Here is a 12,316-nt window from a genome sequence, read left to right on the forward strand (position 1 = left end):
AGTCCGTCGGCATGGCCTAATCACAAGGTACAAACGACGATCTCAACATCCGTATCGGCAAAAGCATCTTGAATAATGCCCCTCACCTTATCCCACTTCAACCTGTCCAGCCCGCAGCCGATTTGTGGCATCGCCAGTTTGTTGAGCCCATCTCTAACGCATATGTCACGCATGGATTCAACGGCTCGGGTAAACGACTGATAGGTTGGTTTGTTAGAGAACTTGGCCTTGGTGACCAGATTCAGTGTCCGCCCCACCGAATAACATTGTCCGATCTCAAGCGGCTCCTGCTGCGCCTGCTCCTGGAGAATCTCCAATCCAAATCGCTGCCGAAACTGCACAGCAATTCCTGCACCCATGCGGGCATCCGCAGAAATACAGTGTGCAAGCGTGTAGTGATCATCCATGGCAAACAAATCCTGCTGTATTTCGCGAAAATCCATATTGTCTTCTTCTCCCTTACAAATTTTATTTTCCACCTTTTTCTAGTTCACTTTCCCGCCAAACGATCCTCAAACTCCTTGATTGTTTTCTGTCCTGATGACCGGTCCAATACGGCAAATACGATTCGTTCAAAGGAATGCCTGAAGTTCTCTTCCACCAATACATCATGGAAATACTTCGCTACGTCCGCCGGATCATTCCTGAATACTCCGCAGCCATATGCACCTAGTACGATGGTTCGATGTCCATGCAGCGCGGCCACGTCCAGAATATAGCGAATGCGCCCTTTCATGACGGACTCAATCTGCCGATCATCGGCATCTTCCCGCTCTCTCACTACTCCCGCATTTACAGCAGGCGCTGTGATGAATGATGTCAGATAGCATTTGTCGAGCAGCCGATCCTCGTCATCACGGATCACCGGAACTGCAGGCGAATAGATCATATAATCCGAGTAAAGACAAGATCGCTGCTTACGATTATAATCATACATTTCGTTCATTTGGGCGATACATGGGTACAGTCCCGTCGCCCGAGCCAAGCTTTCCTCCTGTGCCTGACTGCCTCCCAGGAAGCCACCACCGGGGTTTTTCGCTGATGCAAAGTTCAGACAAACGACATCTTTCCTTCCTTCATCCACAGAAAGACGTGATGCGGCTGCGAGTGTGGTCTCACCCGTAACCTCGATGCGAACGACTGAAGCTTCGGCGCGAGGTTGCAGCTGAACCATTTCTTTACTTCGTTTTTCTCGAAGAGCGATAAGTTCCGTCGGACGATATAAGACCGAATCTCGGATCGCTCGCTGTAAATCTGTACCGATCTGAATTCTGCGATCATATCCGTTTACGTATTCTCCTTCTTCCAGAATAGCCAGCGTCTGATGGGCGATTTGGGATCGTCTGGAACGTTGATTCGTACTATTGAAGCCAGTTGTTTTACTGCGATTGTTGTTCTGAATATTGTTCTTATGTTGTTGATCGTTCATCTTCATCACTTCCTATATTTTCTCTAAGACGGGTGAGGATCTCACCCAGCCAGTTGGTTCCCCGCCACGTCCTTCTATTACGAATACGCGAGTCTTCTTCCGCCAGTCCAACACCCCAAATGCGGTCATCCGGGCTTGCCTCCACAAGGGTCGTGCTGCGGGTGGCGAGCAGCATGGTCAGCAGTTGTTCGTTTTGGGTGAATTTGGCTTCGTTGCCCTCATAAACAATACGTTTGCACTCCGCTTCCCATACAGTCTGGTCGAATCCTGCGACCTGTCTGCCCAGCTTTTTTTGTACAGATGCGGAGCTTGCTTTCAGGATCTTATCTGCAATAATCTGATCGCCGAACAGCAGTGCCTTCTGATGCATCATGTATTGCTCTGCACTCGTGTAGTGAACGCCACTCACGGTAAAATCCGCCGGGTGCCATTGTGAGAACGGAGATGCTGTACGCCAGAAAAATGTAAACTTCTCCATCGATATTTCCTCCTAACTTTATGGGGCCAATCTTTCCGGGTTCAGTCTGTATAAACGGGATGGGCGATGTCCAGCATTCCCTGTATACTCCCCCGTTTCGATGACCCAATCGGCGATTTTGCGCCGGAAAGCGGCAGCCAGCAGTTTTTTGCCACTGATGGTCTCATATACTTTCTGAAGAGCGGTCAGCGTGAACGTCTCCGCCATCAGATTGAAAGCTATATCGGTATACTCCACTTTTGCCCGCAGACGTTCCAGCGCGTAGTAAATGATCTTCGCATGATCAAAAGCAATTCCTTGGACTTCGTTCACGGTAATATGGCTGCTGTGTACTCTGCCTTCCAACGTTTCCTTTGTCTCAATGACCGCCGACAATTCCTCTGTTCCATTGGTCAAAATCAACTGCACCCTGCGCTCCGTCACACGTCCACGCTCATGGATATGGCGTTTCTCCTCCAGAAGCCGCTGCTCCATTCTGAACCAGTCTGCTTCGCTGGCATCGTCGCCAGCCTGAAGTTGCAGTTCGCTGCTGTCAACCAGCGCCATGTAAGAACAGCTGATAACACGCGTACGCGGATCGCGATGCACATCTCCCCAGGTATACAGCTGCTCCAGATAAATATCATCCAGTCCGGTTTCCGTAAATAGTTCCCGCCTAGCCGCATCCTCCAGCGATTCCTGCATGGAGACAAAACCACCCGGAAGAGCCCACTGACCCATATAGGGATGACCGCCACGACGGATCAGCAGCAACTGGAGCTCAGGTTCCGCAAGCTTGCGATAGTTCTCCTGCGTTTCACTTCGTATTGTAAATACCAACATATCCACCGTAACGGAGGGACGTTCGTAATCGCCCGCGTCATAGGTTTCAAGAAACTGTTGTTCACTTATATTCACGTGATTCTGATGATCTAATGGATTTTGATCAGAATTACCTGCATGCGTCATTTCGAAAGACCCCATTCTGTTATTAACATTTTGTTATTAACAATAAGATAATAACAATCTAACATATCTTTTTGCCCTAGGTCAATATTCTCCATCTCCTTGAAAAATTCATTAGAGCATTCTCAGATATGCTTCCTCGGGATGTCAAAAATCGCTTGACGATATGTCAAATGAAACTTATCATTTAGTTAGTCGACTAATTAAAAGGATGGAAGCGCTTATGAAATCAGATCGAAATGAACGGTTAATGGGACAGTTATCAGAACTCGTCAAGCTACAGCGTTACAAGGCTCATGAGAAGCTTGTCAACCACCCTGAGTTATATCCTGGACAACCGCCGCTGCTGTTCCAGCTTGAACGGGAAGATGGTCAGACCCAGAAACATCTGGCCGAACAGCTTCGCCGCGCCCCTGCAACGGTAACGGTAATGCTGAAACGTATGGAAAGCTCGGGGTTTATACGGCGTGAAGCTGACCCGAAGGATCTTCGCAGTCTACGTGTCTATCTGACCGATCAGGGCCGTGCTGCGCTTAAGGAACTGAGAGAAGTATTCCAGGAGCTTGATCGCCAAGCCCAGAAAGATTTTACACCTGAAGAATCGCAACTCATGGCAGCGCTCGCCCAGCGCATGGTTCAGAATCTGCGAGAATATTAATTGAGATTCATCTATCTTCATCAATATTTGCAACATGATTATTTCATAACGAATGAGGTGATTTTTCCCATTGTGGACGTTAAAACGATTTCTTACCCCGTATAAGTCAGCAGCTATTCTTGCTCCGCTGCTCATGGTCCTTGAGGTTGCCATGGACCTGCTTCAACCCAAGCTGATGTCCAGCATTGTGGATGATGGTGTTCTTGCAGGGAACCTGTCCCACATCGTGACTACAGGTTTATTTATGCTTCTTTTTGCGTTAATCGGATGGGTTGGCGGTGCAGGCTGTACGCTGTTTTCAAGCAAAGCTGCCGTTGGATATGGCACTGATCTGCGCCAGGAATTGTTTGATCATATCCAGAAGTTTTCGTTCCGTAATCTGGATACCTTCCAGGAGGGCTCGCTTATCACTCGCCTGACGAGTGATATCACCCAGATGCAGACCTTTGTACAGATGCTTCTGCGTATGTTTATCCGTTCGCCGATGCTGATTATCGGCAGTATTATTATGGCGTTTACAATCAGTGTCAAACTGGCGCTCATTCTCATTTTGTCCGTGCCGATTCTTTTTATCATCTTATATATCCTGATATCCGCTTCCTATCCGCTGTTCGCCAGCGTTCAGAACAAACTCGACAAGGTGAACGCGGTTCTTCAAGAGAATCTGGCCGGCATTCGTGTCGTCAAAGCTTTTGCACGTGCGCGTCAGGAGAAGAAGCGTTTCCAGCAAGCCAATGAAGATTATACCCATACGGCAGTGAAAGCCTGGCGCATCGTATCGCTGAATGCACCGGTATTAAGCCTGATGCTGAATGCAACCATTGTAGCGGTACTGTGGTTTGGGGGCTTTCAGGTAGTAGGAGGCGATATTGCCGCCGGAGATTTGATTGCTTTTATCAACTACGTAACGGTTGTACTCTCGTCGCTCACTTCAATCGGCATGATGATGATGAGCTTCTCCCGCGCCAAAGTATCTGCAACACGAATCAACGAGGTGCTTCACACCCAGCCTGATATTCAATCGGGAGATGATATGTCTCGTAAAGGAGCAGGTCAGGTGGAATTCAGGGATGTCTATTTCCGCTATGATGGAGAACATACGCTCTCTGGAATTACACTGACGGCTCGGCCGGGAGAAAAAGTGGCCCTGCTCGGATCTACAGGATCAGGCAAAACCTCGCTTGTACAGCTGATCCCCCGCTTGTATGATGCCTCACAGGGTGAAGTGCTCGTGAATGGAGTGAACGTGCGTAACTGGGATCTCCAGGATCTTCGCAGCCGTGTGTCCATCGTATTACAGGAATCCATCCTGTTTAGTGGCAGCATCCGGGATAATATCTGCTTCGGCAGACCTGATGCAACGGAAGCTGAACTACGTGCCGCAGCTCAAGGGGCGGCGGCCGATGATTTTATTATGAATCTGAAAGATGGATATGACACGGAGTTGGGCCAGCGCGGGGTCAATCTCTCAGGTGGGCAGAAACAACGGATTTCTATTGCCCGTGCCCTGCTCATGCAACCGGAGGTTCTGATTCTGGACGATAGCACCAGTGCCGTCGATCTGCGTACCGAAGCAAGCATTCAGAAGGCGCTGCATTCACTAATGAAAAATAGTACGACCTTCTTGATTGCACAACGGATCTCTTCTGTAAAAGATGCAGACTGTATTTACGTGCTTGATGAAGGAGAGATCGTGGCAAGTGGTACACATGAACATCTCATGGCCCATTCGCCACATTACCAATCCATCTATTATTCGCAGCAACGGAAGGAGGATGTTCAATTTGGCTAAAAACGCTTCTTCCTCCAACCATCAGACCGTTGTCCCACCGATGATCGGAAGACCCGGGCCACCCGGCCGAGGTCCGGTTCCCAAAGTAAGAGCCAAGAACGCCCGGCACGCCATCATTCGAGTGTGGTCATACATGGGACGTCATCGCAAAGGGGTTATCACCGCTCTGGTACTGACGGCTCTTGGAACGTTACTTAATCTGGCAGGACCTTATCTGCTCGGCCGTGCGGTCAATGAACATATCGTTCCCAAAATTACGGACGGTCTGCTGAAAGACTGCATGTTATTACTGACCGTATACGTTCTCGGCTCGTTTATGATGTGGGCTCAATCCTATGTCATGATCGGTGTGTCCCAACTGACTGTGAAGGATTTACGCCATGCTCTATTTTCACGGCTGCAGCAGCTGCCGATCAGCTTTTTTGACAAAAATCAGAGCGGTGATCTGATGAGCCGGGCTACCAATGATATCGATAACGTGTCCACGACGCTGAATCAAAGTGTAACTCAATTGATGTCCAGCGCCATCTTGCTGGTTGGCTCCCTGTCGATTATGTTAGCCCTGGATGTCCGTCTGACACTGCTCAGTCTGGTCACGGTTCCCCTGATTACGATCGCCACTCGGCTGATCGCTTCAAGAACACGCAAACATTTTACCGCCCAGCAAAAGTTGCTTGGTGAGCTTAATGGCTACGCTCAGGAAACCATTGCCGGACAAAAGGTGGTTGCAGCCTATAATCGTCAGGAGCAGGCACAAAAACATTTTCAGAATTTGAACGAAAAGCTTCGCACTTCCAGTACCCAAGCTCAAAGCGTATCAGGTCTGGTCGGGCCAACGATGAACGTTATGAACAATATCGGCTTTGCCATACTGGCAGCCGTAGGTGGATGGATGGCTTATCATGATCTGACGTCCATCGGGCTGATTGTAAGTTTCCTTGCTTACTCCCGCCAGATTGAGCGGCCCATCAATGATCTGGCGAACCAGTACAATCTGATTCAGGCAGCTATAGCAGGTGCCGAGCGCGTATTCCACATTATTGATACACCAAGTGAATACGTGGAAGAACAGAAGAAACAACTGCAGCAGATTCAGGGTAAAGTTGTATTTGAAGATGTATCCTTTGGGTATAACTCCGAGAGGGAGATCTTGAAAAAGGTCAGCTTCACCGCCAAGCCAGGCGAGATGATTGCACTTGTCGGCCCGACTGGGGCGGGTAAAACAACCATCATCAACCTGCTGCCCCGTTTTTACGAGATTATGGGCGGACGGATTACGATTGATGGCTGTGACATCTCCGAACTAGAGAAAGACCAGCTAAGGCGCGAACTTGGCATTGTGTTACAGGATGCCTATCTGTTCTCCGGCACCATTCGTGACAATATTGCCTACGGCAAACCCGATGCAACGGACGAACAGATCCAGCAAGCAGCGAAGTTGGCAAATGCCCACTCCTTCATCCGCAAATTATCGCAGGGTTATGATACCCCGATCATTTCCGGTGGCAGCAATCTGAGTCAGGGACAGCGACAACTGTTAACCATTGCTCGTGCCATTCTTGCGGATCCTGCGATTCTAATTCTGGATGAAGCGACCAGCAGCATCGACACACGCACCGAAATGCAAATTCAGGAAGCGATGCGCACCTTGATGAAGGATCGCACCAGCTTTGTCATTGCCCATAGATTAAGCACGATTCGTGAGGCCGATCAGATTCTGGTTATTGATGACGGCAAGATCGCCGAACGAGGCAGCCATGATGAGTTGATGCAACAGCAAGGTTTCTATTATCAGTTGCATCAGGGTCAGCTTACCTGATTGGGTTCGTGTTCATTGATGATTAAAACACAGAAACACAACAAAAACGCCGCATTAGGTTCCGTTTTATTCCGGACCTTTGCGGCGTTTCCATTTTATCGCTTCATTCGTACAATTCCGCGTGTAGATTTATATAGAAAATTCAATGTGTGTTCTTTAAATTCAGAAGGAGGTAAGTTGTTTATTTCTTCAATAGATTGATCGAGAGTTAACTTTTGGCGAAATAAAATGGTATTAATCTTTTTTATCGTGCTTATTTCTTCATTGGAAAACCCATTTCTTCTTAGACCAACGATATTAACACCATGTATGTACGAACGCGGACCATCTGCTAAAGAATATGGAACGATATCTTGTGAAACTTTACTTCCTGCTCCAATCATTGCAAACCTTCCGATGTTACATGATTGGTGTACACCAGAACCACAACCAAAAGTGATATGGTCTTCAATATTAACATGCCCGCCAATTTGCACATTATTGACGATGACATTGTGATCTCCCATCAATACATCATGTGCGATATGAGCATAATTCATAATAAAGTTGTTACTTCCTACTCTCGTGAAACAATCTCCTTTTGATGTGCCTTTACATATGGTGACATACTCTCTCACGGTATTATTATCTCCAATAATGAGATACGATTCTTCGCCTTGGTAGCTTTTATCTTGTGGATCTGAACCGATAATGGCACCATGTGAAATATGGTTATTCCCCCCCAATATCGTGTTAGCCCCTATGATAACGTGACTTCCAATCCTACACCCGCTACCTATTTTTGAATTTTCTTCAATGATACTGAAAGGTCCGACTTCGACATTGTCCCCAATTACTGCTGTAGGATGAATAATGGCTGACTGATGTATCATTTAGCACCTTCCTTTGTTTTGGAAAGTTCATTAATTTTTTTATTTAGTTTTTTTATCGTTTGGGGGAGTCTGGAAAGTGCAGCGGATTCTCGTAGTTGTCTCTTATGTGAACGAGCTGTATATCCCGAAACCATTGAGTTCTCGGGCATGTTTTTAGTAACCATAGTTTTAGCTAAAACAACGCAGCCGTCTCCAATGGTGATATTATTAATTACCGCACTTCCACCAGCCAATATGACGCGATTACCAATTTTTGATGAGCCCCCAATTGCACTTGTACCTGCGATAATGCAGTGCTCACCAATTTGCACATTATGACCAATCTGAATGAGGTTGTCCATTTTGGTTCCTTTACCAATGGTTGTTGAATCAATCGTTCCGCGATCAATAGTGGTGTTTGCACCAATCTCAACATCATCAAAAACAATGACATTTCCAATATGCGGGATTTTAACATGTCTCTGACCATCCCATTCAAAACCAAAGCCGTCAGCGCCAATCACTGCGCCAGAGTGAATGGTGACATTATCTCCGATGATAGTATCATGTAAAACAGTGACATTAGGGTGGATCAAGCAATTCGTTCCAATGGTCACATTTCTACCAATAAATGAATGCGCGGAAATAATAGTATGATCCCCAATCGAAACATCTTCTTTGATTACCGCGAATTCGTCGATCTGCACATTGTAGCCTAACGTTACCGAAGGCTCAATTGCTTCTGATGATACTACACCCCTACTTTTGGTTTTCTCACTGAACATTTCAATTAAGCGAATAAAATCGAGCCTGGGATTCTTCACCTTAATAACAGGTACTTTAAATTCTATTATTGTCGTTTCTGGCACAATGAAAGCTGAAGCCTTACATTGATCTAATTTATTTAGATTTTTATCCGTAACAAAAGCAATTTCTCCCTCTTTAGCAGCATTAATTGAACCTACGCCTGTTATAACGACATTGCCATCACCTATTAAAATCCCATTTAACTGTTCAGAGATTTCATTCAAATTACATGACATAATATGGTCTCCTTTTGTATTTAGATAAGATTATTTAATAATTCTTGTGCAAAAAGAGTGTTCAAATAATGAGACGTTCCCGATCCTATGATTCTGGCATGAAAAGGAGGATTCAAAGCTAGATCGCCAATAAGATCCAGTAGCTTGTGACGAGACAATTCATCATGAAAACGTGAATTGGGATAAATTTTCTTTTCACCAATAACTATTCCATGCTCTAAAGAAGCACCTTGAATTAAACCTTTGCTTTTTAAGTACGTTATTTCTTCTTCAAAACAAAATGTTCTAGCTGGTGCAATATCCCTTAAGTAATTGTTTTCTATAAAATTAAAATTGGATGTTTGATCTGAGAGGTAGGCAATTTTATGTTCATTTTTAAAACACACGCAATAGGAGATCATTGAAGAGGGATGAGCTTCAAGAAAAGAATTACCGTGCTCAACTCTAATTTTTTGTTTTAAATGGAGATATGTTTTTTTAATTTCTTGCTGCAGATGGCCAACTTCTAAAATCTTTGCTGCAATACCTGTAGAGCTGCCATCAAAAATGGGTAATTCTTCACCATTAACATCAATAATCACGTTATCGATACCCATCCCCCGAACAGCAGACAGCGTATGTTCAACCATAGATACAGAGTATCCATGGTTGTTTTTAAGCTGTGTGCAACGTTCCGTATTGGATACATTACCGATTTTAGCTTCAATAATTTCATATGGATCTACATCCACTCTTCTAAAAATAATACCCGTGTTTGGTTGTGCAGAATGCAGAGTAATCTCTGACAAATTCCCACTATGTATAGCAATACCGTCTAATGTAAAACGATTACGAATCGTTTTTTGGTACATAGCATCGCCCCCTTTGACATAATTCTCACATTTGGATCCTATTCACATGTATTATATCGATTATGATTAGCTGATGTTGTCGATATTTGGAGTCTCGTCAGAGGAGCATAAAAGAAACCTTAGCACGTTATCTGAGCTAAGGTTTCTAAACGAACCATTTTTTATTTTTTTTACGGTCTACTTGACGGGGAACAGTTAAGCGTTTTTGTTTTGTTGGAATTATGGCCCCATAGGTAAATGAAGGGTGAATGTTGAACCAATACCTATTTTACTACGAACGGTAATTCTCCCATGATGATCCTGAGCGATTTTCTGACAGAGTGCCAGTCCAAGTCCTGTACCTTCCTCCTTGGTCGTATAAAATGGATTAAAGATCGTCGCCAGTGAGTTCTCCGGGATACCGCTGCCCGTATCGGTAATCGAGATAATCGCTTTATCTCCATCATGTAACAGATCAATATGCACTTCACCCGGGTCTTCCATTGCTTCAAAAGCATTACGAATCAGATTAATCAGGACCTGCACGATCTTGTCCCGATCCATGTTGACCACAACTGGTTCACCAGTCATTTCAAGTGTAATCCGATGCCCTCGCGATGCTGCATCCGATTCGGTTAACGACATGACTCGTTCAAGACAATGGGCCACTCGTTCGGGCTTCATGTGATTAGCCTGTGGTTTGGAAAACTGTAAAAACTCGGCCGTCAGATCCGTTACACGTGCTACCTCACCCATAATGACCTCATACCACGGTGCTATATTAAATGCCTGTCCACGTGATAACTGCAAGAAACCTCGAATGGCAGTGAGAGGATTACGGATTTCATGAGCCATGCCAGCCGCAAGTTCACCTACAGCCCGTAGTCTTTCCGAGCGGAAAACCTCTTCTTCATTTTTCAACCATTTGCTGCGCTGCTGCTGAAAAAAGCTGTCCTCCGCTACCGTAATAAAGTGTTGCAACGTCTCGGACATTCCCGGATATAGGGAAATGCTGTAGTTTACTTGTAAGCCCCTTAACTCCCCGGACAGCAGTGACACCATGCGTTCTTCGATATTTTGTATTTCAGGCAAAACGACAGCATACCGATCTCCCGCATACCGAGATACGCCATATGCATCTCCAAACTGTTTCGAAACACTCTCGCCTGTCACTTTGATTACATGATTCCAATTGTCATCGACCTCTTGATCAAACCCGTTGAAATTCTGAATGTTCATGATAATCAGCAAAAATGATCGTTGCTCGTCCGCCGTTTCCTTCAGTACGTTCATATATCCCTCGTAGTTTAGCAATCCGGTGAGCGGATCATGGAGGGTTAGAAAATCATTTTTCTCCCGAAGTTTGCGCTTCTCTGCTTCGCTGTTAATCAAGGTATGATACAAAAAGATAATGACAATTGCAGTTAACATGTCAAACATGGACATCAGCAAATTATACGTATCTATCGTCACATACGAAAGCCGAATCACAGTATATTCAAACACAATCAACATTGAAATGGGTAACGTCTGCGTAACACGCTGTTTATCCTGAATCATCGACATGATGAGCAGGTAATACAACATATTACACCAGTTAAGTTCACTGAAATAATGGAATATGCCAAGAAAAATCCAATGGATGTTACGCAATACCGGATACTGTTTTTCCTTGTATATACTTGCTACAAATAACACACCAGCACATATCATTAACGCGAGATGGGAAGTAAGCCCTAGAAAATAAGAGGACAGGATAACAAGCAGACATCCGAGCGGGAAAATAACCATTTTCATCGTGTAACTCAGCAAACAGCCTCGCCCCCTTTGACAATACTCACATCTAAGATCCTATTCACATGTATTATATCGATAATGATTAGCTGATGTTGTCGATTATTGGAGGTTCGTCAAATTCACATGAATGTATAAATTTATAATTAAAATAGGACAAACGGTTTATAGGAAATGCACATTACGAAATAATGATCCAATTACAATGGTCATTACTGTGTTACAATACATTTAATGGGTTTATATAGAATATCACCTTGGTTATGGAGGGATAAACATGATACAACAAAGAAAACCTTTGGGCATCGGGACACTTTCTTTGCTTGTGCTTGCTATAGGGTTTGCCTTTAATTTTTCCTGGGGCACAGCAAAGGTGCAAATCAGCCACTATTTGTTTAATCTACTGAACTTGCCTATCTATAGCGATGGTCATCAAGGATTTCACATTCCCTTTATGGTAGCTATAATCTTTTGGTTATCTTCCGTTTTGATCGCACGCAAATACCATTCTCACTTTGGTACAAAAGTAGCCTACAAGGTCGGTGGTTTCATGCTGATCTTTAGCGTTATGATCTTTCCACTTTACGGTATAATATGGGTTATATTTCATTAAAAGAGCAAACAAGCATAAAGCCAGCTCCCCTGTCATTTCAGGAAGCTGGCTTTATGCTTCATTA

Annotated in this window: 12 protein-coding genes; 4 read left to right on the forward strand and 8 right to left on the reverse strand. The window is 44.9% G+C overall.

From position 1 onward, the window contains the following. Nucleotides 1-20: 20 nt before the first annotated feature. The 4 genes from ACR1R9_RS21905 to ACR1R9_RS21920 are packed head-to-tail and all read right to left on the reverse strand — an operon-like array spanning nucleotide 21 to nucleotide 2,855. Nucleotides 21-443 (reverse strand): macro domain-containing protein, encoded by a 423-nt coding sequence (locus ACR1R9_RS21905; protein WP_433922726.1) that lies wholly within the window; start codon nucleotides 441-443, stop codon nucleotides 21-23. Between the two features lie 47 nt (nucleotides 444-490). After that, on the reverse strand, nucleotides 491-1,429 hold the full coding sequence (locus ACR1R9_RS21910; RefSeq protein WP_433922725.1) for a TIGR02452 family protein: 939 nt from the start codon (nucleotides 1,427-1,429) through the stop codon (nucleotides 491-493). Then, a complete protein-coding gene (locus ACR1R9_RS21915; protein WP_433922724.1) occupies nucleotides 1,410-1,907 on the reverse strand; it encodes an NADAR family protein in 498 nt (165 codons plus the stop codon). Before ACR1R9_RS21915 ends, ACR1R9_RS21910 begins: the two co-directional genes overlap by 20 nt. 18 nt (nucleotides 1,908-1,925) lie before the next feature. Continuing rightward, complete coding sequence (locus ACR1R9_RS21920; RefSeq protein ID WP_433922723.1) at nucleotides 1,926-2,855, reverse strand: NUDIX hydrolase; 930 nt, start codon at nucleotides 2,853-2,855, stop codon at nucleotides 1,926-1,928. 220 nt (nucleotides 2,856-3,075) lie between these two features. Here ACR1R9_RS21920 and ACR1R9_RS21925 point away from each other — a divergent pair, with 220 nt between their 5' ends. The 3 genes from ACR1R9_RS21925 to ACR1R9_RS21935 all read left to right on the forward strand — a co-directional run bounded on the left by ACR1R9_RS21925 (nucleotide 3,076) and on the right by ACR1R9_RS21935 (nucleotide 7,121). After that, on the forward strand, nucleotides 3,076-3,510 hold the full coding sequence (locus tag ACR1R9_RS21925) for a MarR family winged helix-turn-helix transcriptional regulator (protein ID WP_076290263.1): 435 nt from the start codon (nucleotides 3,076-3,078) through the stop codon (nucleotides 3,508-3,510). A gap of 70 nt (nucleotides 3,511-3,580) precedes the next feature. Then, complete coding sequence (locus ACR1R9_RS21930; protein ID WP_433922722.1) at nucleotides 3,581-5,302, forward strand: ABC transporter ATP-binding protein; 1,722 nt, start codon at nucleotides 3,581-3,583, stop codon at nucleotides 5,300-5,302. After that, complete coding sequence (locus ACR1R9_RS21935; RefSeq protein WP_433922721.1) at nucleotides 5,295-7,121, forward strand: ABC transporter ATP-binding protein; 1,827 nt, start codon at nucleotides 5,295-5,297, stop codon at nucleotides 7,119-7,121. The genes ACR1R9_RS21930 and ACR1R9_RS21935 overlap by 8 nt, the downstream gene beginning before the upstream one ends. Nucleotides 7,122-7,216: 95 nt before the next feature. Here ACR1R9_RS21935 and lpxA read toward each other — a convergent pair whose 3' ends face one another. From lpxA to ACR1R9_RS21955, 4 genes are all read right to left on the reverse strand, one after another. After that, nucleotides 7,217-7,993 (reverse strand): acyl-ACP--UDP-N-acetylglucosamine O-acyltransferase, encoded by a 777-nt coding sequence (gene lpxA, locus ACR1R9_RS21940; protein WP_433922720.1) that lies wholly within the window; start codon nucleotides 7,991-7,993, stop codon nucleotides 7,217-7,219. Beyond that, on the reverse strand, nucleotides 7,990-9,015 hold the full coding sequence (lpxD, locus tag ACR1R9_RS21945) for a UDP-3-O-(3-hydroxymyristoyl)glucosamine N-acyltransferase (RefSeq protein WP_433922719.1): 1,026 nt from the start codon (nucleotides 9,013-9,015) through the stop codon (nucleotides 7,990-7,992). The genes lpxA and lpxD overlap by 4 nt, the downstream gene beginning before the upstream one ends. Before the next feature lie 20 nt (nucleotides 9,016-9,035). Next, a complete protein-coding gene (lpxC, locus tag ACR1R9_RS21950) occupies nucleotides 9,036-9,866 on the reverse strand; it encodes a UDP-3-O-acyl-N-acetylglucosamine deacetylase (protein ID WP_175383572.1) in 831 nt (276 codons plus the stop codon). A 219-nt stretch (nucleotides 9,867-10,085) separates the two neighbouring features. Further along, nucleotides 10,086-11,657: an ATP-binding protein gene (locus ACR1R9_RS21955; protein WP_433948893.1), complete on the reverse strand. Its 1,572-nt coding sequence runs from the start codon at nucleotides 11,655-11,657 to the stop codon at nucleotides 10,086-10,088. 259 nt (nucleotides 11,658-11,916) lie between these two features. On the opposite strand from ACR1R9_RS21955, the gene ACR1R9_RS21960 reads away from it, so the two are divergent. After that, complete coding sequence (locus ACR1R9_RS21960) at nucleotides 11,917-12,252, forward strand: hypothetical protein (RefSeq protein ID WP_076290269.1); 336 nt, start codon at nucleotides 11,917-11,919, stop codon at nucleotides 12,250-12,252. Nucleotides 12,253-12,316 lie beyond the last annotated feature (64 nt).

This window comes from Paenibacillus taichungensis (assembly GCF_050994985.1).
GTDB classification, from domain to species: Bacteria; Bacillota; Bacilli; order Paenibacillales; family Paenibacillaceae; genus Paenibacillus; species Paenibacillus taichungensis.

What these genes read in the sequence shown, in the direction of transcription:
- ACR1R9_RS21905 (WP_433922726.1), bottom strand. Translation starts at nt 443, where the DNA reads ATGGATTTTCGCGAAATACAGCAGGATTTGTTTGCCATGGATGATCAC.
- ACR1R9_RS21910 (WP_433922725.1), bottom strand. Translation starts at nt 1,429, where the DNA reads ATGAACGATCAACAACATAAGAACAATATTCAGAACAACAATCGCAGT.
- ACR1R9_RS21915 (WP_433922724.1), bottom strand. Translation starts at nt 1,907, where the DNA reads ATGGAGAAGTTTACATTTTTCTGGCGTACAGCATCTCCGTTCTCACAA.
- ACR1R9_RS21920 (WP_433922723.1), bottom strand. Translation starts at nt 2,855, where the DNA reads ATGACGCATGCAGGTAATTCTGATCAAAATCCATTAGATCATCAGAAT.
- ACR1R9_RS21925 (WP_076290263.1), top strand. Translation starts at nt 3,076, where the DNA reads ATGAAATCAGATCGAAATGAACGGTTAATGGGACAGTTATCAGAACTC.
- lpxA (WP_433922720.1), bottom strand. Translation starts at nt 7,993, where the DNA reads ATGATACATCAGTCAGCCATTATTCATCCTACAGCAGTAATTGGGGAC.
- lpxD (WP_433922719.1), bottom strand. Translation starts at nt 9,015, where the DNA reads ATGTCATGTAATTTGAATGAAATCTCTGAACAGTTAAATGGGATTTTA.
- lpxC (WP_175383572.1), bottom strand. Translation starts at nt 9,866, where the DNA reads ATGTACCAAAAAACGATTCGTAATCGTTTTACATTAGACGGTATTGCT.
- ACR1R9_RS21960 (WP_076290269.1), top strand. Translation starts at nt 11,917, where the DNA reads ATGATACAACAAAGAAAACCTTTGGGCATCGGGACACTTTCTTTGCTT.